We start from the raw sequence: 23,694 nt of genomic DNA, 5'->3' as shown, positions 1-23,694 counted from the left end.
TATGCCATTACTATTCTTCCTTTTTCCTTTGACAGGATTATACAATGGGATTAAGTATTTTTTCCAATCGAAATACCGCTACGGCCTTTTGATTTTTGCCTTTTGGTATGGCTACTCGGTTTTTTTCTATTCGGGCGATGTTACGCGTTATCGCGATGATTTTGGTGCCTTGGTTCAGTATACTTGGGATGATTTTTCTCACTTGGTTCAGTATTTGTTTAATGAGAATACCCGATTTAATTTACTCCAGCGCAATACCTACAATTCCAAACCCGATTTATACGCTTTAACCCTGGGGTTTTTGGTCTCCCGATTTACCGAAAATCCACGTTGGTTTTTTGCTATTGTTTCCGTAATCTACGCGTTTATCATCCTTAAATTTTTAGACGAAGTCATCCGATTTACCGGCAGACGTGATTCCAGACCTTGGAAATTGTTTTTTACGGGTCTGGTTTTAATTGTGCCTTTTTATGTGGGAGTCACCGGAGTTCGATTTTGGCCTGCTTTGTTTGTTTTTGCCTGGATGCTTTTAAAATATATTAACACGGGAAATATCCGGTATTTGTTTTATACGGTTTTTTCGGTGTTTTTTCATTACACGTTTATCTTTCCGGTAGTTGTGGCAATATTGGCTGCTTTTCTCCGTATCAACAGAATCGTTTTTAAGTATATGGTGGTGATTGGCGTTTTTTTCGCCGTGCTGTCTTCTACTTCGAATACGTTGGATTTTATTACCAATAGTATCAAAGTTTTCGAGAGTGAAACGGTCAGCAATGCTTCGGCCTCTTATTTAGATGAAGAGCAGTTAGAAAAACGGTTTGAAGAAGTCAAAGCCACCAATTGGTATGTACAGGGACGCGTGCAATTGCTGAACTTGTTTTTCATCTTGTTTTTTATTTTTGATTTTTTTCAGTTCAACAGTTGGAATAAAACAGTAAGCCATCCCATTTTTGACCGAATGTACCATTTCTTCTTTTTGATAACCCTATTTACCTTCAATCTGGGTTCGATGGGAAGGTTTGTTTATGTTTTTTATCTGTTGATATTTATCCGTATCCTGCAACTGCAAACCGTTGACCAAACCCAAAAACTAAAGGTTTGGAATAAAGTTTTTACCGCTGTTTTACTTTTCCATGTTATCGTGGTTTTCCGTGCCGGATTTTATACGGTAGATCCGTTACTGTTGATTAGCCCGTCACCGTCACTCTTATTTTTTCATTCGGATGTGAGTTTGTCCGAGTTTATCGTAGGACATTAAAAATGAGGTTTAGTTTGATTGTGGTGACCGGTAAAAAGAGATACTTCGATGCCTAATGTTGTAAGCCATATAAAGCACAGTTTGGTGAATCGATTGGGTCATAAAACCAATCGCAAGATTGTGGTTTTTGAAAGCGATGATTGGGGAAGCTTACGACTGCCCGAAATAGGGAGGTATGCCGATTACCAAAAGCGATTTCCGGATTATTATACCAATCCTTATTTGCGTTACGATTCGTTGGCTTCTGCTGAAGATTTAGAATTTTTATTTGAATTGCTGGCTTCGTTTAAAGACAAAAACAGCAATGCACCGGTATTTACATTTAATACCGTGGTAGCGAATCCCGATTTCGAAAAAATAAAAGCCTCCGATTATCAACACTATTTTTACGAACCGTTTACCCAAACGTTAGAAAAATACAGTCCGCATACATCCGTATTTTCCGTTTGGCAACAAGCCATAAAAGATAAGCTCATGTACCCGCAGTTTCACGGCAGGGAGCATGTTAATGTTCCCGTTTGGTTACAGGCGTTGCAATCGGGGAACCAAAACCTGTTGGATGCGTTTGCCCTGGGAACCTGGAGTGTACCCGGAAAAATACCCGGGAGTATCAACCTACAGGCATCCTTAGATTGGGAAAAGGAACAACCGTTGCCCTATCAGGAAGCCTTTATTTCGGAAGGTTTAGCCTTATTCAAAACCATTTTCGGTTTTCCCGCTCAAACGATGATTCCGAACAATTATATCCTCGATTTTACGGTATTTCCACTTTTACAAAATCATGGTATTATCGCTATGCAAGGCATGAAATACCATAAGTTGCCCAAAGGACATTCCGCTGCCGCGTCTCATCCGTTGGTGCGAAGAAGTTGGGGACATTCCACCCGATTTCCGTTGCCTAATTTGGTGCGCAATTGTCAGTTTGAACCCAGTCAAACCCATGATAATTTTGATGATGTAGGGCATTGCCTCAGCGCCATATCCAATGCTTTTTTTTGGAACAAACCCGCCGTGATTGATACCCATCGGTTGAACTATGTAGGGGTTTATGATGTGGCCAACAGGGATCGAAATTTAAAAAAGACCGCATTGTTACTCCGGCAAATCCTAAAAAAATGGCCCGATGTTGAGTTCATGTCCTCTGCCGAGTTAGCCACATTAACCTCAAGTTTGTAATCATTTGAAACAATTAATGCCAATTGCCTTAATTATTCCTTCGTTTACCGCCGGTGGTGCCGAACGCGTTATGGCTACCTTGGCCAATCATTTTCAAAACAGCAATGGGGTACAGGTGCATCTGATTATTCTGACCGGAGGTGATTTGTATTACGCACTCGATAAAGACATTACGGTGCATCAGCCGACTTTCGATTATAAAAGATTCGGACGTTTTACGTTTACGCTTAAAATTTTATTCTTTTTGAGACAAACGCTGCGCCTCATTAAGCCACAGGCAGCCCTTTCTTTTGGCGGGAAATACAATGCGTTTGTATTGTTGGCTTCGATAGGCTTAGGGATTAACGTTTTTATTTCGGAGCGAAGTCGTCCCGGCATCAGTTACGGTCGGTTCTTGGATGCCATTAATCCTTTGGTATACAAATTAGCGAGCGGAATTATCGCTCAAACCGAAAAAGCACAGCAGTATTTGTTTCAAAAAACCAAACACCCTGCTATTACGGTCATAGGAAACCCGATAAAAACGTTTGATTTACCTAGCCTTCCTAAGAAAAATGTGATTTTGAATGTTGGCCGATTTATTCCAACCAAAAACCAATTGCTGTTGGTGCAGTACTTCAATGAGGTAGCGTTTGGCGATTGGGAACTTTGGTTTTTGGGAGACGGACCGATGCTGAATTTGGTAAAAGAGCAAGCAGCGCAAAGTCCCAAAGCTTCCGTTATTCGGTTTTTTGAGAATCAAAAAGACATCGAAAAGTTTTACCAAGAGGCTGCTGTTTTTGCGTTTACTTCTGTTTCAGAAGGATTTCCCAATGCGCTGGGCGAAGCGATGGGAGCGGGTTGTGCTTGTATTTCTTTTGATTGCACTGCCGGTCCATCCGATTTAATTGACCACGGGGAGAACGGTTTTTTAATACCTTTAGCCGATGACAATTTGTACCGGCAAAAGTTGCTGCTTTTAATGCAGCATCAAGAAGTGAGACAGCAATTTGGTGTTTCGGCTCAAGCGAAAATCAAACAGTTTGCTTCTCCTGCTATTGCGACTCAATATTTCAATTTTATGACCCGATAGGTTTTCTGATACGATGTACTATTGCTTAATTTTTTAAACTAATACTATGGATTCCGGACTTCAGTTTTACGTGAAAAATATTAAAGAATTTATAAAAGATCAAAACGCATCCATCTTGATTTGCGGTGCCGGAGCCAGTGATAAAAAGGTTTTTGAGTTGCTTTCGTATACCAATGTCACCATGTCGGGCATGGATTTGAGACCCGGAATTACGGGAAGTTTTAAACAACTGAAGGAAAATGCGGAAGCCCTGTCATTTGAAGACAACGCTTACGATTACTGCATTATGCATGCCTCTGTTCATCACACCCGATTGCCGCATAAAGTAATCACCGAATTGTACAGAGTATCGAGAAAAGGCTTTTTGGTAATTGAAGCTCGCGATTCTTTTTTGATGCGCGCAACCCAGTTTATCGGATTGACTGAAGAATATGAAGTAAAGGGAAATTTCCCCGGAAGCGGCGTCAACGGTACCGATATTCCGAATTATATTTTCAGATGGACCGAGGAAGAGATTAAGAAAACCATAAAGTGTTATGATCCTTGTTACCATCACGATTTTGAATTCCGATACGGGACTTACTATCCCGACGGAGAAGGAAAGTCTTCCTGGAAAAAGGTAATGATAAAAATGCTGCAGCCTATCCATAGTATGGTAATGTTTCTGTTTCCCAAACAGGGCAATCGGTTTGCGTTTTTTGTAAAAAAGGCCGGCCTCAATTCCGATCTTCAACCGTGGTTGAAACGTAACGAGCAAAGCCTCATTGAGGTAGATCGGCACTATATTAAAAATGTGTATCTGAGACGATAGCCAGTTTTTTCTTATTGTATCATTTTGAAATCTTTTTAGTCTGAAAATTATTATCAATACAGCGCATCAACGTTTTGGAGGTGCCGTGCAGGTGGCTTTGTCCTTTATCAATGAATGTCGGAAGTTTCCCGAACATGAGTATCACGTTTGGGTCGGTCCGGGAGTTGCGAAATCTTTGGTACCGGAAGCGTTTCCGGCCAATTTTTCGTTTTCTTTTTTTGATTTCGGAATTATCCATTTCAAAAAAGTAAAAACCATTCAACGTACTTTGGCACCACTAGAGGCCAAAATTCAACCGGATATTATCATAGCGACTTCCGGGCCGTCTTATTTCCATTCGGTCGCCCCGCAAATTATCGGATTTAATTTGCCTTTGTATATCTATCCCGAATCGCCTTTTGTGAAAGAGCTGTCGTGGAAAGCCAAAATCAAATTGCGTCTGAAAAAAATGGTGCATTACTATTATTTCAAACGCGATGCCACCGCCTATGTGGTTCAAACCGATGATGTAAATGTCAGGGTGCGAAAGGCGTTGCACACGTCAAACGTACATACGGTTACCAATACGTTTAATAACTATTTTCTATCGACCAAAACCTTTCCGAATCGACTGCCGGAAAAGGAAGAAGGCGAAATTCGATTGCTGACATTGACCAGCTATTACAGCCATAAAAATCTGGAGTTGATTCCCATGGTAGCCAAAGAATTAGAAAAAAACGGGTTTTCCCAAGTTCGATTTGTACTCACTTTGGCAGCGCACGATTTCAAGCAACATATAGAAGCGCATCCGGGCATTATTAATGTAGGCCCAATAAAACCGGAGGAATGTCCGAGTTTATATCGGGAATGTGATGTGCTGTTTTTGCCTACTTTAGCCGAGTGTTTTTCGGCATCTTATGCCGAAGCCATGATTACCGAGAAACCCATTATCACGACGGATTTGGGTTTTGCCAGAAGCATTTGCGGCGAGGCAGCACTGTATTTTGAGGCGAAGAACCCTAAGTCGGCCGCCAAAACAATACAGCACTTATTGGCGCATCGTTCGTTGTGGAAACAGCTAACGGACAACGGAAAAAAAGAATTAGAAAAATTTGATTCGGCTGAGGTTCGAGCCAAAAAATATATAGACCTTTGCCAACAGTATGCGACCCTATCAAAGCATAATTCGTAGTATTATTTAGAAAAACAATAAAGCAGCAATGAAAAAATTACTGGTTACCGGTTCCTCCGGATTGATTGGTTCCGAGGTTTGTGTTCACTTTTCCAAATTAGGTTGGGAAATTCACGGAGTTGATAATAACCAACGCGCCGTATTCTTTGGAGAAAGTGGTGATACCCGATGGAATCAAAACCGACTGCAAACGAGTTTGCCTCATTTTCACCACCACGAATTAGACATTCGCAATCGAGAAGGAGTCATAGCCTTAGTGGCTCAAGTCGCCCCGGATGCCATTGTGCATACGGCGGCTCAACCCAGTCATGACCGTGCGGCTGCTATTCCTTTTGACGATTTTGACACCAATGCCGTAGGGACTTTTAACCTATTGGAAGCGACCCGCAGGTACAGTACGCACATTCCGTTTGTGCACATGTCAACCAATAAAGTGTATGGTGATGCTCCCAATGAGATTGCCATGAAAGAACTCGAAACCCGATGGGATTATGCCGATGCGACTTACGAGCACGGGATACCCGAAAATTTCCGGATTGATCAATGCAAACACTCTTTATTCGGTGCTTCTAAAGTATCGGCTGATATTTCAGTACAAGAATATGGTCGTTATTTTAACATGCCTACCTGCGTGCTGCGTGGCGGATGTTTAACCGGGCCGAGTCACAGTGGCGTAGAACTGCACGGATTTTTGAGCTATTTGGTTAAATGTAATTTGGAGGAAAGAGAATATACCGTTTTCGGATACAAAGGGAAGCAAGTTCGCGACAACATACATTCGTATGATGTTGCCCGATTTATTGAAGAGTTTATCAAAGCACCGCGCATTGCCGAAGTCTACAATTTAGGAGGCGGCAAAGACAACACCTGTTCTATCTTGGAAGCTTTTGATATTATTTCGAACATCAGTGGTAAACCCATGAAGTACAAATACGATGAAACCCATCGTATCGGGGATCATATTTGTTACTACAGCGATTTGAGAAAGATGAAAGCCCATTACCCGAATTGGGACATTACCAAATCATTGCAAACTACTTTCGAAGAAATTTACGCTGCTTGGCTGCATCGAGATTCGAAAGCCTAACCTCATTAAACCGTATTGTTCATGACTGTTTGGTTGGTCTCCTTTTTTGAAAACACCCCGATTGACGACAATCAAAATACGCGTTATAACGCTTTGGTCAAAGAAGCGTTGCAACGCAATCACCACGTTGTATTTTGGGCATCCACCTTCAAACACAATACCAAGTCACAGCGGTTTGATAAGAGTACTACGATTCCTGTTCAGGAGGGATTGACCTTGACGTTTATCCGATCCCAATCGTACCAAAAAAATATAGGTATTCCAAGGCTGTATTCGCATTTTGTTTTAGGTAAAGATGTGGTTAAGGCTATGGAATCGGCACCCCAAAAACCCGATGTAGTCGTTATGGCGTATCCGCCCATATCAACGGCCTACGAAGTGGTGCGATGGTGTAAAGGCAAAGACATCCCCATTATCATTGATATTATTGACCCGTGGCCCGAATTGTTCGAACGGAAGTTGCAAAAGCTTCCCAAGCCGCTGTCGAAACTTATTTTTTCACCCCAAAATAAAAAGGCCAAGTTTGTCTTTCAAAACGCTACCGCTGTCACGGCCATTTCCAACCAATACTTGGATTGGGCAAAAAAATACGAACCTGCCATAACTACAGCTTGCTTTTATCCGGCTATTGACGGTCCTACCGTGGCCCAGCAATTGTCGGAAGCGGCTCAAGCGGTTCCCGAAAAGCCATCAACATTCAAAGTGATTTATGCCGGTAGTTTGGGATACTCTTACGATATTCCGTGTATTTTGGAAGCAGCACAGTTGCTGCAGCATGAAACCGATATTCAATTCGCCATAGCCGGTTTAGGACCGCAGCAACCCCTTGTTGAAAATGCGGCTCAAGTGTTGCCTAATTTGACCTATTTGGGTCGACTTTCCAAGACGCAATTGATGCTGGAATATTACACCGCTCATGTGGGGTTAACGCAGCATGTGAAAGGAGCTACCCAATCGGTTACCTATAAGTTGTTCGATTTATTGTCTTGCGGCTTGCCCATTATCAACTCACTGGAAAGCGAAATGAAAGCCATCATTGTCGACAATACTGTAGGATTTCATCATAATCCCGGCGATGCCCGAGCTTTAGCAGAGGCTATACTGACACTCAAAAATAATCCGGAACGCTATCAGGAAATGCGTCAAAATGCTAAAGCTTTGTTTCTAGCCAAAGGAGATTCCCAAAAAGTATATGCCCAATTTTTAGATTTTATCGAAGCTAACACACTGTCATGAAGCAATTTTTACTGAATCATATCAAAAACCTTTATGGTTGGAAAACCAATCGTAAGATTGTTGTTTTCTCCGTGGACGATTACGGTAATGTGAGATTGGATTCAAAGCAAGCTTTGGAACGAATGACTCAGGCCGGACTCAAAGCGAAATCAAGATTTGATCGTTTTGATACTTTGGAAACCAAGGAGGATTTGGAAATGCTTTACGACACATTAACATCAGTAAAAGATAAGCATGGTCATTATGCGGTATTTACCCCTTTTGCGCTGTCTTCTAATATCGATTTTGAGCAAATGGCAGCCGAAGGATACGAAGTGTTTCGCCATGAATCCTTGCCTGTAACGTACCAAAAACTCAGCCAGCAACAAGCCAAAGCCTACGAAGGTACCTGGAACTTGTGGCAAGAAGGTATAGCAAAAGGATTGATGAAGCCGCAATTTCACGGCAGAGAACATTTGAATTTAAAAGTTTTTACCGAAAAGTTGGCCCGTAAAGATTCGGATATACTGACAGCTTTACAAAACCGATCTTATGCGGCCCAATCGACCAATCCGTATCCCACCATCAATTACACCGCGGCTTTTGACTTTTGGGATCCAATAGAAAATAAGGCTTTATATGACATTGTAAAAGACGGCCTTTCGATGTTTGAAGCAGTGTACGGTTATAAAGCCGAACATTTTATGCCGCCAACGTCCAAAATTTCAGAGGCAATTTTAAATCAATTAGGGGCATTGGACATCCGATTTGTTGATCGTGGTTTACTTCATAAGCAACATGAAGGATTCGGGAAATATAAAACGACAGTGAATTTTACCGGTAAAAGGAGCAATGGTAATTTGACCGTAATGGTGCGGAATGTGGTTTTTGAACCTACGGAAAACGATAATGCGGTAGCGCAAGCCATGCAAAGTATCGAAGCTGCCTTTCGACTGCATCAACCTGCTATTATCAGTTCGCACAGAGTGAATTTTTGCGGACACATTGATCCGAATAACAGAAAGACAGGCCTCTCAGCGCTAAACACTTTGTTGAAAAAAATTGTGGCCAAATGGCCCGATGTCGAGTTTATGTCCAGTATCGCCTTGTGTAATGAAATTCGTCAGCATTGATACTCCTTTATAAATTAAAACCGAAAGCTGTAGCGGCAGAAGAATCCCATTTGATTTCCCTGATCGAGTGGAAACCTACCCTTTTTTCCTGGTATCCCAAAGGCTATGGGTTTAAGTATGCGTTGTACAGTTTTTTTAAGCTGACAGGCATTTTTAAAAATAAAAATTACAGTGCTTTTTTAGCGTATCAAGGCACCCAATTGATAGGGTCACTTTTGCTGGTGCCTGCTTATTACCGATGGCCTTTTATGCATAAAGACGATATTCAAATCACGTACGTTAAAATATACAAAGAGTTCAGAGGTAAAGGCTATGGAAAACAAATGATGCAAAATGCAATCCTGCGATTGCCGGCTGAAGCCAAAGAAAAAGGAGTTTGGTATGTTACCGATGACACGAATAAGGCCTCACAAGCCGTAGCGGAAAGCGTAGGCTTTGAACTCGTTTCCTATGGAGTACCGTCCCGTCTTTTGGGATTGCCGTTACTCAAAATTTTAAGAAGTCAACCATTATGAGCCGATTACTGTATTTTATTTATTATTTGAAAAAATTAGATCGTAAGAAATTCTTTTTGTTCTTAGATTATACCGCTCAGCAGCGCAACATTTCTAAATTCCGTATCGTTTGCGATATGGTTTTTGCTTCCTTCCGATACAATATTTCCCTACTCGAATATTTTCAATTTCGATTTTTTGAAAAGCCGTCAGAAGAGCGAAAGAAATGGGCGGGTACGGGTTTTATGTATGAATATCAAAAAAAGATGAATCCCGTTGGGGAGCGTCATATTCTCGACGACAAAACCTTGTTTCACAGTCGGTACGCACCGTTTTTCAAACATCGGGTATACAATTTAGCCACCTTACAGAACGATAAAGCGCTGGCCGAAGACATCCTGAAAAATGAAGAGATTGTGTTGAAGGTTTCCGACGGGAAGTGCGGGGTAGGCGTTGCTTTTGTGAAGGCTAAAGATTTTTCGCCGGATTCTCTGATTGATTATATGATACAACACCAATTTGATTTGGCGGAGAGCTACATCAAGCAGCATCCCGATTTGATGCAGTTGTCTCCTTCGGCCGTGAATACGGTGCGGATTTTTACACAGTTAAATCAACACAATGAGGTTGATATTTTGGGTTGTCGATTGCGAATATCCATCAATTGTAAGGTAGATAATATGGCGGCCGGAAACGTTGCCGCTCCGATTGATCCGGCTACCGGTTTAGTAAACGGTCCCGGCGTTTATTCGGATATTACCAAAAAGCCAGAAAAGATTCATCCCGTGACCCAAACCCCTATTGAAGGATTTGTGGTGCCCTTTTGGAAAGAATGCCTGCAATTAGTGCAAAGCGCAGCGTTGCTGCATCCGCAAAACAGATCTATTGGTTGGGATATTGTAGTCACTCCGGATGGTCCCGGTTTGATTGAAGGCAATCATGACTGGTGTAAATTGGTATGGCAATTACCGGTGAACCAAGGGCTTAAAGAAATGCTGGTTTCGTATGTATAAGAAGTATATAAAAAGAGGATTGGATTTTTTAATTGCGCTTATAGGATTGCTTGTGGCATCTCCGGTTTTATGGGTTGTATGGCTGATTTTACTGCTTCAAAATAACGGAAAGCCTTTCTTTTTTCAGGTGCGCCCCGGAAAAGACCAAAAAGCATTTACCATCATCAAATTCAAAACCATGAATGATAAAAAAAATGCAGATGGACAGTTGCTGTCCGATAAAGAGCGAATTACCGTTTTTGGAAAATGGATTCGGAAATTATCTATCGATGAATTGCCTCAATTGATTAATGTTTTAAAAGGCGATATGAGTTTGGTAGGCCCGAGGCCATTATTATTCAAATACATCCCGCTGTACTCGGAGGAACAAAATAAAAGACACTTAGTAAGACCGGGTATCACCGGTTGGGCACAAGTAAACGGTAGAAATTCTATTTCGTGGACCAAAAAGTTTGCCTTGGATGTTTACTATGTCGAACATGTATCCTTAGCCCTGGATCTTAAAATACTTTGGTTAACAGTATTAAAAGTACTAAAAACAGAAGGCATCAATCAATCAGAAGAACGACCGATGATGCCTTTTGACGGAACAAATTAAAGCAAAAAAATACAACGATGAATATATTAATAAACGGTATAGGTGGCCCAACGCCACGATCAATTGCGGGAGCCATAAGAGCAAAATATAAAGACGCCAAACTGATTGGTGTCGATTCGAATACCAAAGCCCTTGGCTTTTACATGCAAGATTTGGTCGATGAATCTATAGTGATTCCGAGAGCGAGTTCTGATGATTATTGGCCGACACTTTTAAAGATTATTGAAGATTATCAGATTGATTTTGCATTTGTTCAGCCCGAGGCCGAAGTGACGGCTTGGGGCATTTATTTCGAACAACACGGTCAGTATCCTTGCCCGGTGTTGATTCCGCCTTTGGTCCATGTTAATTATTTGATGAACAAAGCCAAAATGGCCGATTTGCTTCAGGGTACGCCTTATATTCCTAAGACGGTAACCCTTTGGCAAGGCACCCAAGATTTGTCTTTTATTGAGCATGAAATAGGGTACCCTTGTTGGATTAGAGCTTCTGTAGGTTCGGGAGGTTTGGGTTCCTTGAAACTCAATTCGGTTAAAGAATTGGAAGCTTGGCTGTTTATTCACAAAGAGGTAGCTGAATTTACAGTCAGTGAATTTCTTACCGGTAGGCATCTTGCCAATCAAATGCTCTATCTCGACGGTGCGTTGATTAAAAATGCCGGCTTGCATTGCGCGGCCTATGTGATGGCTGATATTGCGCCTTCCAAAGTAACCGGAAATACTTCTTACGGTAAGTTTATTAATGAAACACAGCTGCTCGAATTTTGTGAAGAGGTAATGCATTTTATTGAAAAGCAAACGGGTGTTAAAGCGCATGGGGTTTACAGTTTTGACTTAAAAGAAGATGCGGAAGGGAACTTAAAAGTGACCGAGATTAATATTCGCCATATGGCTTACACCGGCATTATGGCCCAAGTCGGATTTGATTTGATAGAGGATACTATTAAATTTTTGTCTAACAGGACTTCCGAAATCGTTAAGGGCAGACATTATTATGATGCTGATTATATTTTCCTTCGTGATGTTGATTCACGGCCCATTCTTTTGAAGGAAACCGATTTGTTGTCTAAATAAAAACCATCATGCTTTTTAATTCCGTCAGTTTTGCCATTTTCCTCCCGATAGTATTTTTTGCCTATTGGTTTGTGGCGCAAAAAAGCTACCGCCACCAAAACGTGTTATTGTTGTTGGCGAGCTACTTTTTTTATGCGTGTTGGGATTGGCGGTTTTTGTTCTTGCTGATGTTTTCTACGGTTTTAGACTATTTTACTGGTCTTAAGATGTCGGATTCACAAACCATAGCACGGAAGAAGTTTTGGTTTTGGCTCAGTATCGGAGTAAATTTAGGCTTTCTGGGGGTTTTTAAATACTACAATTTCTTTGCGCAATCTTTTGCCGACGGCTTGGCCAATTTGGGGTTTGAAATCCATCCGTGGACACTAAATGTGATTCTTCCTGTAGGCATATCCTTTTACACTTTTCACGGATTGTCTTATGTTATCGATATCTATTACGACCGAATAAAGCCGGAGCGCAATTTTGTGGATTATTCGGTTTTTGTGAGCTTCTTCCCGTTGCTTGTGGCCGGACCTATCGAGAGAGCCACTCATTTGTTACCTCAAATTAAACGAGAGCGGGTTTTCGATTTGGATAGAGCAAAAGACGGATTGCGTCAAATTTTATGGGGATTGTTTAAAAAAATTGTCATCGCCGATAATTGTGCCCGCTACGCCAATATGATATTTAACGATACTGCCGATTATGCAACACTCTCGGGCAGTACCCTGTTGATGGGCGCTGTTTTCTTTACCTTTCAAATTTACGGCGACTTCTCGGGCTATTCCGATATTGCCTTGGGAACGGCTCGATTGTTTGGCATCGATTTACTGAAAAATTTTGCCTTTCCGTATTTCTCCAGGGATATAGCCGAGTTTTGGCGTCGTTGGCACATTTCGTTATCAACGTGGTTCCGGGATTATCTCTACATTCCTTTGGGTGGGAGCAAAGGCGGTACTTGGATTAGAGTGCGCAATACCTTTATCATTTTTTTAGTGAGTGGTTTTTGGCACGGCGCCAATTGGACATTCATTGTTTGGGGACTTTTGAATGCTCTCTATATCATGCCTTCGATTGTTTTTAAAACTAACAGAAACCATTTAGATGTGGTGGCCCAAGGGCATTATTTCCCTACCGTAAAAGAATTGTTTTCGGTAATCCTTACTTTTTTGCTGACGGTTTTGGCTTGGATATTTTTCAGAGCCGACAATATCGGAAAGGCTTTTTCTTATATCAGTCACTTGTTTTCATCCTCGTTGTTTTCCAAACCTACGGTTTTTCCGCTCGATATTATCTATTTGGTAATAGGTTTTGTAGTTGTAGAATGGTTGGGTAGAGAACGCCATTATGCTTTAGAAGGCTTGCCGATGAAATGCCCTAAAGTAATGAGATGGTCGTTGTATTATGTGTTGATTATTGCGATTTTCTATTTCGGAGGTGAAGAGCAAGAGTTTATCTATTTTCAATTTTAGCGGCCATAGGTCATCATGAAGAAATTTTTACAATCATTATTGCTTTTTTGCGCCATTGGAATTGTTATCGGTGAAATTATCGTTCGCGTTTTTTCGCTCAGTATTGATGTACACCAATTTTATTTGGATAAAGACCATTTGATTAAAAACTATCCGAATCAAATGGGCCATATGGGACCCACACATCAATGGGTTATCAATAAATACGGAGAGTTCGGTTACGAGCCTCAATCTCTCGAAAATTTGATTACCGTAATCGGTGATTCGTACATCGCTAATACGATGAATCCGCCCGAATGCCATCAAGCCAATTATTTGTCGCAGCTGGGTACAGGCTATAATTTTTATCCGTCGGCTCGCGCCGGAGCCTCATTTATAGAGATGATGGAAAAGGCGAAATCATTAGAATCCTTACACCCGAAATACCAATTGTTGTATGTGCATCACGGCGATTTTATCGAAAGTGTAACCGAAATCAAAAGAAATCCGTTCACGGTACAACTAACTCTGAAAACCGGAGAAATTAAGTATGCCAAGCCTACCTCCGGTAAAGTAAAAGAAGCGATTTATAATTTCAAGTTTATTTATTTTTTATACCGAAACTACCTGTTTAAGTTGGGCAATAACGATGATGCCACCAACAATAGAGTATTGCTTAAAGGGAAAAAGATAGATTACAATCTTATAAATGAATTATTGGTTGAGACCGGAAAAAGATACCGAATCCAAAATATTGTCTTGGTTTTTAGTCCCGATACCGATCCTAAAGTCATTGATATGGCCGGTAAAAACGGCTTTCATTATTTTCAGTTACAAACCGATGATTACAAATCCTGGCAAATGCCCAAGGATAGCCATTGGAGTTGTTACGGGCATCAGGAGGTAGCCAAACAAGTAGCACAGTATTTACAGCAGCAATCTGAATCGATTCCTTAGTACGTGTTGAAACGCCTTTTCGATATAACCTTGGCCACGCTACTCCTGCTTTTGTTGGGCGGATTTCTTTTTGTCTTTTGGATTGCGTCGGCACTCGATACCCGTTCGACGGGCTTGTTTTTGCAGCAAAGAATAGGGCAATACGGTAAAAAGTTTACGATTCTTAAATTAAGAACTTTTCATATTGCAACCGGTAAAGTTTCGTCCTTCGGGCAATTTGTAAGAAGGCATAAGATTGATGAGTTCCCGCAACTGATTAACATCTTGAAAGGGGATATGAGTTTTGTGGGTCCCCGACCTGATGTGCCCGGATACTATGATAAATTGGATGGAGAGAATCAAAAAATTTTGTTGCTCAAACCCGGCCTGACTTGTGAAGCCTCTATTAAATATTACAATGAAGAAGCGATGCTGGCGCAACAGGAAAACCCTCAGCAATACAATGATACTGTTATTTTTCCCGATAAAGTGAAGATGAATTTGAACTATTATTACCACCGCTCCTTTGTGGGCGATTTGTGGATATTGTGGAAAACCATCTTTAGATAAATGCGTAAAGACTCTAACATAAATTTACCGCTATTCGGGATGCGCTACTGTAAAGCCGATTGCTCCACCGCTAGTTTTGCAAAATCGATTATTGTTGTAGCTTTGTCGCGTACCCATTCAATTTGAGAGATTATGACTAAAACTAAAATATGGCTTTCTTCGCCACACATGGGAGGAAACGAACAACGATACGTTAAGGAAGCTTTTGATACCAATTGGGTAGCCCCGCTGGGTCCAAATGTAACCGGATTCGAACAAGATTTAGAGCGTTTTTTAGGAGATGATGTTCAGGTTGCCGCCTTGAGTTCGGGTACGGGTGCGATACATTTGGGGTTGGTTTTATTGGGCGTTCAGTCGGGGGATGAGGTGATTTGCCAAAGTTTTACATTTTCGGCATCCGCTAACCCCATTGTTTATTTAGGAGCCACTCCGGTTTTTATCGATAGTGAGACCGATACTTGGAATATGTGTCCGGTAGCCCTGGAAGCCGCTATAAAGGACCGAATGGCCAAAGGCAAGAAACCCAAAGCGATTATAGCGGTGCATTTGTACGGCATGCCGTTTCAGGTGGATGCTATCAAGGCTGTAGCGAACCGTTATGAAATTCCCGTGCTCGAGGACAGTGCTGAGGCGTTGGGCAGTAGGTACAAAGGAAAAATGTGCGGAACTTTTGGCGCCATATCCGTTTTGTCATTCAACGGCAATAAAATCATCACCACTTCAGGTGGCGGTGCTTTAGTGACGCACAGCAAAGTTATCAAAGAGAAAGCGGTTTTTTTGGCTACTCAAGCAAGAGATCAAGCGCCTCATTATCAACATTCAGAAATAGGATACAATTACCGTTTGAGCAATATATCGGCCGGTATCGGCAGAGGACAAATGGAAGTGCTTCAGGACCACGTGAATTTACGCCGAGCGATGCACAATTTTTATCAACATTTTTTTGCTTCGGTGGAAGCAGCGGTAGTTTTCTCGGAGCCTAACGCGGATTATTACTCTAATCACTGGTTGAGTTGTATTACATTAGCTTCGGAAAAAACTTCCAAAACAAGTGAAGCATTGCGTTTGGCATTCGAAAGTGAAAATATTGAAACCCGACCGCTTTGGAAACCGATGCACTTACAACCCGTTTTTGCTTCTTGCCCCTATTATGGGGAAAATACTGCTGAAGCGCTTTTTAATAAAGGGCTTTGTTTGCCGTCGGGGTCTAACTTGACGGATTCAGATCGAAACAGAATTGGGGATGTACTGTATCAATTTTTTAAATAAATATGCTTAATACGTTAAAATTATCTTAATTTTGAGAGGTTACAGGAAGCATGATGGATAATTCTATTTTCAAAGAAATTAAAAGCAGCATTTTTAATAAAAAATTTCAAAACATCGGTTATTTACCTCGGTGGATAATCTTTGCTATTGATGTTTTTATTGTGGCTGTTGCTTGTGGTATAACTTCAATCATTATTTACAACCTGGCTGTTGTTTTTAATGGTGCTTTGGTTGGCTTTTTACAATACGCTTTTGTGGTATTGGCCAATGCTTTTTTCTTTTTGGTGTATCGAACCTATGCCGGTATCATCAGGCATTCTACTTTTATTGACGGCATTAAACTGTTAGTGGCAACTACCTCGGCTTATGTGGCCTTGGTGGCGCTTAATTTCATCACGCTTGTCGTATTTGATGTCAAGTTGTTTTTGACCACCGGTTTGTTCATCACTTATATTACGTCTTTTTTACTATTGTTTCTTTTCAGAATAATGGTAAAAAACGTCTTTGAAAAATTTTTGCAAAAAGACGATAACAAAAACCTTATCAAGGCCGTGATTTATGGTGCTGACGCCAATGCTATTTCGGTGGCCAATGCGCTAAAAACCGAAAAACCGGCGCGATTTAAGCTCATTGCTTTTGTCGACAAATTCAATCAGGTCAAAACATCTAAAAGTATTTTAGATTTACCGATTGCCAATCAGTCCAAAGACATACACGTAATTCTGAGAAGTCTGGGTGCGGAAGCTTTAATTATGGCTGAAAAAAGTTTGTCTAAAGAAGAAACGATAGCTATAGTTGAAGAGTGTTTGGAGTACAATTTTAAGGTGTATTCCGTACCGTTAATTGCCGACTGGGAGGATCAAAAACACATCTCAAATCAGGTAAAGAGTTTCGCGATTGAAGATTTATTACACCGAAAGCCTATAGTGTTGGATAGTAAATCAATTTCATCCCAAATTAACGGTAGAACAGTTCTCATCACTGGCGGAGCCGGCTCTATCGGAAGCGAAATAGTGAGACAAGTTATCCACTTCAGTCCGGCTAAAATAGTTATATTGGACCAAGCGGAATCTCCCTTGCACAATCTTCAACTCGAAGTTTCGGAGTATTCGAAAAAGGTGACTATTGAAACTATCTTAGCCGACGTTAGGGATTACGAAGAAACAGAACGCGTTTTTCAACTGTTTAAACCCGATTTCGTATACCATGCCGCGGCGTACAAGCATGTGCCACTGATGGAGGAAAATCCTTCCCAAGCCATTTATACCAATGTTATCGGAACCAAGAACCTGGCGGATTTATCCAGCAAGTATAAAGTAGAAAAGTTTGTACTGATTTCTACCGATAAGGCCGTTAATCCGAGCAGCGTTATGGGCGCCAGTAAGCGGATAGCCGAAAAATACGTTCAATCGCTCAATTCCCATCTGATTCAAACGAAAAAAAGCAACCCGACTAAATTCATCACCACCCGATTTGGGAATGTTTTGGGCTCGAACGGTTCTATAGTGCCATTGTTTACCAAGCAAATTCAGGAAGGCGGTCCGATAACCATAACGCATCCCGAAATTATTCGGTATTTCATGACTATCCCGGAAGCTTGCCAATTGGTATTAGAAGCCGGAGCGATGGGTAATGGCGGTGAAATTTATATTTTTGATATGGGTGAACCGGTAAAAATTATCGATTTGGCTAAAAAGATGATTCGTTTGGCCGGATTTACTCCGGATAATGAAATCAAAATCAAAATTATCGGTCTCAGACCCGGAGAGAAACTCTACGAAGAACTACTCAATGATACTTCAAAAACACTTCCGACACACAACGAAAAAATACTGATCGGTCAAGATCATTTTGACGATTTTGAAGAAATCAGTATTATGATTGCCGATCTGATTAAAACCGCCAAAACGCAATCCAATCAAGAAGTTGTTAGCTTGATGAAGAAAATTGTACCGGAATTTAAAAGCATGAATTCTATTTTTGCTACGCTTGATAAATAGCTTTTTCGGGTCAACAATCATAATTTTACTATATTTACCTGCAAAATTTACCTTATGAATTTTAAAACGATATTGAGAGCCGGATTGTTTGTTTTTGCTCTTTCATTGGTTTCGTGTGCCTCCCGAAAAGACATTGCGTATCTTCAGAATGTAGATGCCGTTACTACCCAAAACGGAGTGGCCAATTATGAACCGAAATTGCAAAATGATGATTTGTTGAGTATTATTGTTTCGGCCGATCAACCGGAGTTAACCATTCCGTTTAACATGCCGCAAATTCAAGGAAATTATCAAATTAATGAAAACCAGGACGGGATTAAAACCTATTTGATTGATGCTTACGGTTATATAGAGTTTCCTGTTATCGGAAAAATTAAATTGGCCGGACTGACACGATCAGAGGCGATTGCCAAATTGCACGGAGAGGTCAAAGAGTACATTACCAACCCTACCATAAACCTCAGAATATTAAATTATAAAATATCGGTTTTGGGTGAAGTAGTCAGACCGGGGACATTCAAAATTTCAAGCGAAAGAATTACCCTGTTGGAAGCTTTGGGAATGGCCGGCGATTTAACCATTTACGGAAAAAGAGATAACATACTGTTGATACGAGAAGTGGAAGGTAAAATGACGTACAACAGAGTCGACGTGACCCAGGCCGATTTTATCAATTCCCCGTATTATTTTTTGAAGCAGAATGATGTTTTGGTGGTGGAACCCAATAAAACCAGGGTTAATGCTTCCGCAGTCGGTCCGAATGCGCCTGTCATTATTTCTTCATTGTCTTTATTAACCACGATAATCGTTCTTTTAGTCAGATAGTTTATGAAATACAACAACTCTTTTTCAAACCAGGATAAGGATAGTAGCCTTGATCTAAGAGAACAGTTTGACCGGTATTTAAAACATTGGATTTGGTTTGTTTTTTCGATTATCATTTCCATTGTTTTTGCCTATTTGTATTTGCGTTACACCGTACCGCAGTACCAAGCCACAGCTACTATTTTAGTACGTGATGAGAAAAAAGGAGGTTTAGAGTCGGAGCTTTCCGCCTTTGCCGATTTGGGATTACTGAAATCTTCTAAAAGCAATGTAGATAACGAAATTCAAATTTTAAAATCGAGATCCATTATCAAATCGGCCGTAAAAAAGCTGAATTTGAATATTACTTATTTTACAGAGGGAAGAGTAAAAACAGTGGAACTCTACGATAAAAAACCTATTGATGTTTCCTTTTTTGAATCGGACGATTCGTTTTACCTCAAAAATCAATCCTATGTGGTTAATTCCAAAACAGATACCACTTTCGAATTGGCCACACCCGACGGTAAAGTCATCAACACGTTTAGGTATGGTTCCATCATTCGATTGGGGAATTGTAAAATGGTGGTGACCCGAAAAATGTTGGAGAACAAAAAAAACGACAAGGATTTTTCGGTAACGGTTAAAATCAATGGTCTTGACAATATCGTACAAGGCTACAGCAATCGCCTGAAAATTGCGCCACTTAGTGAAAAATCAAGTGTAGTGGAACTCACCCTCAACGATGCGCTTCCCAAAAAAGCGGAAGACTTCCTCAATACCTTAATTGCCATTTACAATCAGGATGCTATCGATGACAAAAACTTTATCTCGCGCAATACCCAAAAATTCATTGACGAACGGTTAAAGTTTATCTCGGAGGAATTGGGCGATGTGGAGAAAGAAGGTGAAAATTTCATGACTTCCAACAAATTAACGAATATCAATTCGGACGCCGATTTGTTTATCAAGAATTCCGTGGATTTTGAAAAAGCGCTTATCGAAACCGAAACCCGTATTAAAGTGGTATCTTCGATGCTCGACTACTTGAATAGTTCTTCCAAAGACGATATTATTCCGTCTAACATTATTCCCACGGAAAACAGCGCGCCTAACAACAGCGCCGTGGATTTAATCAACCAATACAACGGCTACATCATCGAGAGAAACCGATTGCTCAATGGCGGAGCCACGGCGAAAAATACGGTTTTAATCAATTTGAATAACCGCATTGATGACATGCGTAAAAGTGTCAAAGAAAGTTTGGTTCGATTAATAACGTCTCTAAAAATTAAAAGAGATGATCTTCAGAAGCAGGACAATCTGATAAGCGGCCGAATTTCTGAAATTCCACGCCAGTCCAGAGAGTTAAAAGTTATCGGAAGACAACAAGCCATCAAGGAAACCTTATACCTTTATCTCTTGCAAAAAAGAGAAGAAGTAGGGATTTCATTGGCTGTTACGGCACCGAATGCCAAAATTATCGATGAGGCTAAGGCCAAATTAGGTCCGGTTTCTCCTAACCGAAATATTATTTTATTGGTTGGCTTTTCGTTAGGATTGTTAATACCGTTTCTGATTATCTTTTTGATGGATTTATTGGATACTAAAATCAAGAACAGACAAGACATTGAAGATAATGTGGCCATACCGTTTTTGGGCGATGTGCCGAAATCGGATTCGGAAGATGAAATCATCTCGGCTACCAGCCGCTCGAGTTCGGCCGAAGCCATCCGAATTGTGCGTACTAATTTAGAGTTTATGCTCAATTCCGTTCCCGAAAATCAAGCCAAAACCATATTTGTAACGTCTACGGTGCCAAAAGAAGGAAAAACATTTATAGCCATCAATTTGGCCAGCACCATTGCCTTAACCGGCAGAAAAGTACTTTTGGTTGGATTGGATATTCGAAATCCTAAAATTGACAAGTATTTGGATATTCCGGCTAAAGGAATTACCAATTACATAGCCAAACCCAACGAAAAGATAGAGGATTACATTATCCAATTGAAGGATTTTGAAAATTTTTCAGTACTTCCATCGGGCGTTATTCCGCCTAATCCGGCCGATTTATTGTTGAGTCCGAAAGTAGCCACCATGTTTGAAACGCTAAAACAACAGTACGATTATATTATTGTAGATACGGCTCCGGTGAGTTTGGTGACCGATACTTTGTTGGTGGCCAAATATGCCGATGCATTTATTTATATTGTACGAGCTAACTTCCTCGATAAACGTTTACTCAAAATCGCCGGAAGTTTTTATGAAGAGAAAAAGCTACCGAATATGTCTATCTTATTGAACGATACCGTGTGGCGAAAAACGTATGGCTACGGGTATGGCTACGGGTATGGCTATGGCTATGGCTTAGAAGAAGAGAATGAAAAGAAATCATGGTTTAGCGGTTTATTCAAGAAAAAATAAATTTTTCTGTATCACTTTTTCGAGTGCTGCGGTATTTTTAACTTGTACCTTTCTGTCAAAAGCATTCACGTGGTTTTGATGGTGTATGTCACTGCCTACAAAGTCGTAATAATCGGAATGCAGTAATTTGTCAGCCATTTTGGTAATCGTAGCACCGTAATAGTCAACCGTTGCCAAAAGGTTAAGCTGAAATAAACACCCGGTATTCTTTAATTTGTCTAACTCTTTGGTGTTTCGGTGGTAAAATAAATACCGCTCCGGATGTGCCAAAATAGGTTTGTAGCCGGCCAAGTGAATTTCAAAAATGATTTCAAACAGTTGTATGGGCGGATTCAAATAAGACATTTCTACCAAGATGTAATTGTCTTTTAACGTCAGTAGTTTTTCACCAGCCAAACGCTTCAAAAAATGGTCATCCAACATATACTCAATACCAACATTGAATTGATTAATACCGGTTTGCGCTTGAACTACAGGCAGGATTTCTTGGTGTCTTTTTACAATATCAGCTTCCGTATTATTCCAAATATTGGTAATGATATGGGGTGTGGTAATGCTGTTTTTAAAACCAATGTTTGCCATTTTTTGAAGTAACGATAGGGTTTCTTCTATGTTTTTAGCACCATCGTCAACACCCGGAATCAAATGCGAATGAATATCAACATGATTATCCGGAATCAAGTCGGCCAACACCGGTTTGGTTTTGAAAAATGAAATCAAAATGCAGGTTTTAGGAGTTCAAAATTAGGGAAATAAAAATGGTTCTTACAAATTAAATCGAATTCCCAAATTAAATCTGTCAATTCTTTTTCCAGGGAAGCCTAATTTATATATTTGCACATAGAGAGCTAATGGTAACAATTTCTAACCTCACAAATTAATGAAAAACCAGCATCAGTCGCAAGATTGGGATTTAATTATCAAAGGACATACCTCCCTTTTTGATATTAAGTTCAAAGACCTTTGGCATTACAGAGATTTACTTTTTTTGTTTGTCAAGAGAGATTTTGTGAGTTTTTACAAGCAAACCATTCTCGGACCGCTTTGGTTTTTTATACAGCCCATTTTTACAACCATTGTTTTTTCTCTGGTTTTCGGAAAATTGGCAGGAATCAGTACCGATGGTTTACCTCAATTTTTATTTTACTTGTCGGGGATCACGGCATGGAACTATTTTGCCGATTGTTTGACCAAGACCAGTACGGTTTTTAAGGATAATGCCAATATCTTCGGAAAGGTGTATTTCCCTCGATTGATTATTCCTTTGAGTATAGTCGTAAGTAATCTGGTTCGTTTTGGTGTTCAGTTGTTATTGTTTTTTGGAGTAATGGTTTATTTCAGTCTCAATGGTGCTGCTTTCGAAATGACCTATGCGGTTTTCTTTTTCCCGGTTTTGATCCTTATGATGGCGTTATTGGGCTTAGGCGCAGGCTTGATTATCACGGCTATCACGACGAAGTACAAAGACTTAAGCTTTTTAATCACCTTCGGCGTGCAATTATTGATGTACGGCACCACCGTAATTTATCCTTTAAGCGCCGCTCCGGAATCATTCAAGAAATATATTGAGCTCAACCCGATGACCGGAATTATCGAAGCCTTTCGCTATGCCTTTTTGGGGAAAGGAGAATTCACGGTATGGAGCATTGGCTATTCGGCGGTGTTTACCTTAGTGGTTTTGTTTTTAGGGATTATTATTTTTAATAAAACCGAAAAGAATTTTGTTGATACGATATAGAGGATGAGGCTTAGTCTGAGGATGAGAAAATTAAAATTTTTGTTGTGAGTTATTATAGTTTTGAGGATATGAATGTATGGAAATTGGCGATGGAAAATGCTGAGCGTGTTTTTCATTTGACTGCAGCATTGCCTCGAAGCGAAGATTATGGATTAACGAGTCAAATCAGACGATCTGCTTTATCTATTTCTGCCAATATTGCCGAAGGATTTGGTAGAAGCACGTCGTTGGATAAAAAAAAGTTTTATACCATTGCAAGAGGAAGTATTTTTGAGACAAAAAGCCATTTGATTTATGGCTGTAATGTCAACTATTTTGAAGAATCAAAGGTTAGAGCACTAAATGAAATGATTGACAAAAGTTTATTAGAATTGCATAAATTAATTAAATCTTTGGAGCCTAAGACTCAACCTTAAACT

22 protein-coding genes are annotated in these 23,694 nt (G+C 40.4%); 21 read left to right on the top strand and 1 reads right to left on the bottom strand.

Translation table 11 applies throughout. The features are described 5' to 3' along the window. The first annotated feature begins 1 nt into the window (after position 1). The 19 genes from QHT84_RS09785 to QHT84_RS09695 all read left to right on the top strand — a co-directional run bounded on the left by QHT84_RS09785 (position 2) and on the right by QHT84_RS09695 (position 21,537). Positions 2-1,258, top strand: a complete 1,257-nt coding sequence (locus QHT84_RS09785) for an EpsG family protein (RefSeq protein WP_283239379.1) — start codon at positions 2-4, stop codon at positions 1,256-1,258. Positions 1,259-1,306: 48 nt separating this feature from the next. Beyond that, positions 1,307-2,434 carry a polysaccharide (de)acetylase gene (locus QHT84_RS09780; RefSeq protein WP_283239378.1) on the top strand — a complete coding sequence of 376 codons (1,128 nt, stop codon included), beginning with the start codon at positions 1,307-1,309 and terminating at the stop codon, positions 2,432-2,434. Positions 2,435-2,450: 16 nt separating this feature from the next. Beyond that, positions 2,451-3,506, top strand: coding sequence for a glycosyltransferase (locus tag QHT84_RS09775; RefSeq protein ID WP_283239377.1), 1,056 nt, complete (start codon positions 2,451-2,453; stop codon positions 3,504-3,506). A 46-nt stretch (positions 3,507-3,552) separates the two neighbouring features. Then, complete coding sequence (locus tag QHT84_RS09770; protein WP_283239376.1) at positions 3,553-4,317, top strand: class I SAM-dependent methyltransferase; 765 nt, start codon at positions 3,553-3,555, stop codon at positions 4,315-4,317. Positions 4,318-4,402: 85 nt separating this feature from the next. Then, positions 4,403-5,488 (top strand): glycosyltransferase family 4 protein, encoded by a 1,086-nt coding sequence (locus QHT84_RS09765; RefSeq protein WP_283239375.1) that lies wholly within the window; start codon positions 4,403-4,405, stop codon positions 5,486-5,488. A 28-nt stretch (positions 5,489-5,516) separates the two neighbouring features. Further along, positions 5,517-6,575 carry an NAD-dependent epimerase/dehydratase family protein gene (locus QHT84_RS09760; RefSeq protein WP_283239374.1) on the top strand — a complete coding sequence of 353 codons (1,059 nt, stop codon included), beginning with the start codon at positions 5,517-5,519 and terminating at the stop codon, positions 6,573-6,575. 21 nt (positions 6,576-6,596) lie between these two features. Then, complete coding sequence (locus QHT84_RS09755) at positions 6,597-7,811, top strand: glycosyltransferase family 4 protein (RefSeq protein WP_283239373.1); 1,215 nt, start codon at positions 6,597-6,599, stop codon at positions 7,809-7,811. After that, positions 7,808-8,923: a hypothetical protein gene (locus tag QHT84_RS09750; RefSeq protein ID WP_283239372.1), complete on the top strand. Its 1,116-nt coding sequence runs from the start codon at positions 7,808-7,810 to the stop codon at positions 8,921-8,923. The genes QHT84_RS09755 and QHT84_RS09750 overlap by 4 nt, the downstream gene beginning before the upstream one ends. Beyond that, a complete protein-coding gene (locus QHT84_RS09745) occupies positions 8,920-9,438 on the top strand; it encodes a GNAT family N-acetyltransferase (protein ID WP_283239371.1) in 519 nt (172 codons plus the stop codon). Before QHT84_RS09750 ends, QHT84_RS09745 begins: the two co-directional genes overlap by 4 nt. Then, positions 9,435-10,430 (top strand): sugar-transfer associated ATP-grasp domain-containing protein, encoded by a 996-nt coding sequence (locus tag QHT84_RS09740; protein ID WP_283239370.1) that lies wholly within the window; start codon positions 9,435-9,437, stop codon positions 10,428-10,430. The genes QHT84_RS09745 and QHT84_RS09740 overlap by 4 nt, the downstream gene beginning before the upstream one ends. Next, positions 10,423-11,028, top strand: a complete 606-nt coding sequence (locus QHT84_RS09735; RefSeq protein ID WP_283239369.1) for a sugar transferase — start codon at positions 10,423-10,425, stop codon at positions 11,026-11,028. Before QHT84_RS09740 ends, QHT84_RS09735 begins: the two co-directional genes overlap by 8 nt. 17 nt (positions 11,029-11,045) lie before the next feature. After that, positions 11,046-12,101 (top strand): ATP-binding protein, encoded by a 1,056-nt coding sequence (locus tag QHT84_RS09730; protein ID WP_283239368.1) that lies wholly within the window; start codon positions 11,046-11,048, stop codon positions 12,099-12,101. A gap of 8 nt (positions 12,102-12,109) precedes the next feature. Next, positions 12,110-13,555 (top strand): MBOAT family O-acyltransferase, encoded by a 1,446-nt coding sequence (locus QHT84_RS09725; RefSeq protein WP_283239367.1) that lies wholly within the window; start codon positions 12,110-12,112, stop codon positions 13,553-13,555. Between the two features lie 15 nt (positions 13,556-13,570). Continuing rightward, on the top strand, positions 13,571-14,491 hold the full coding sequence (locus QHT84_RS09720; RefSeq protein WP_283239366.1) for a hypothetical protein: 921 nt from the start codon (positions 13,571-13,573) through the stop codon (positions 14,489-14,491). A 3-nt stretch (positions 14,492-14,494) separates the two neighbouring features. Then, positions 14,495-15,040 carry a sugar transferase gene (locus tag QHT84_RS09715; protein WP_283239365.1) on the top strand — a complete coding sequence of 182 codons (546 nt, stop codon included), beginning with the start codon at positions 14,495-14,497 and terminating at the stop codon, positions 15,038-15,040. A gap of 132 nt (positions 15,041-15,172) precedes the next feature. Then, a complete protein-coding gene (locus QHT84_RS09710) occupies positions 15,173-16,309 on the top strand; it encodes a DegT/DnrJ/EryC1/StrS family aminotransferase (protein WP_283239364.1) in 1,137 nt (378 codons plus the stop codon). Between the two features lie 53 nt (positions 16,310-16,362). Further along, entirely contained in the window at positions 16,363-18,309 is a 1,947-nt protein-coding gene (locus tag QHT84_RS09705) for a nucleoside-diphosphate sugar epimerase/dehydratase (protein ID WP_283239363.1), read from the top strand. Between the two features lie 54 nt (positions 18,310-18,363). Then, positions 18,364-19,134 carry a polysaccharide biosynthesis/export family protein gene (locus QHT84_RS09700; RefSeq protein WP_283239362.1) on the top strand — a complete coding sequence of 257 codons (771 nt, stop codon included), beginning with the start codon at positions 18,364-18,366 and terminating at the stop codon, positions 19,132-19,134. Between the two features lie 3 nt (positions 19,135-19,137). Beyond that, positions 19,138-21,537 carry a GumC family protein gene (locus tag QHT84_RS09695; protein WP_283239361.1) on the top strand — a complete coding sequence of 800 codons (2,400 nt, stop codon included), beginning with the start codon at positions 19,138-19,140 and terminating at the stop codon, positions 21,535-21,537. On the opposite strand, the gene QHT84_RS09690 is transcribed toward QHT84_RS09695, so the two are convergent. Further along, the gene (locus QHT84_RS09690; protein WP_283239360.1) at positions 21,520-22,257 is read right to left on the bottom strand and encodes a tyrosine-protein phosphatase; all 738 of its coding nucleotides are present in this window, start codon (positions 22,255-22,257) and stop codon (positions 21,520-21,522) included. The two genes, QHT84_RS09695 and QHT84_RS09690, sit on opposite strands and share 18 nt — an antisense overlap. Before the next feature lie 160 nt (positions 22,258-22,417). Between QHT84_RS09690 and QHT84_RS09685 the strand changes: the two genes are divergently transcribed. Next, on the top strand, positions 22,418-23,275 hold the full coding sequence (locus QHT84_RS09685; protein ID WP_283239359.1) for an ABC transporter permease: 858 nt from the start codon (positions 22,418-22,420) through the stop codon (positions 23,273-23,275). Between the two features lie 44 nt (positions 23,276-23,319). Continuing rightward, entirely contained in the window at positions 23,320-23,691 is a 372-nt protein-coding gene (locus QHT84_RS09680) for a four helix bundle protein (RefSeq protein WP_283239358.1), read from the top strand. The last annotated feature ends 3 nt before the right edge of the window (positions 23,692-23,694 follow it).

It is taken from the genome of Flavobacterium sedimenticola (assembly GCF_030053345.1).
Lineage (GTDB): Bacteria > Bacteroidota > Bacteroidia > Flavobacteriales > Flavobacteriaceae > Flavobacterium > Flavobacterium sedimenticola.
Note: the sequence above shows the minus strand (reverse complement) of the source record. Positions and strands in the feature narration are given on the sequence as shown.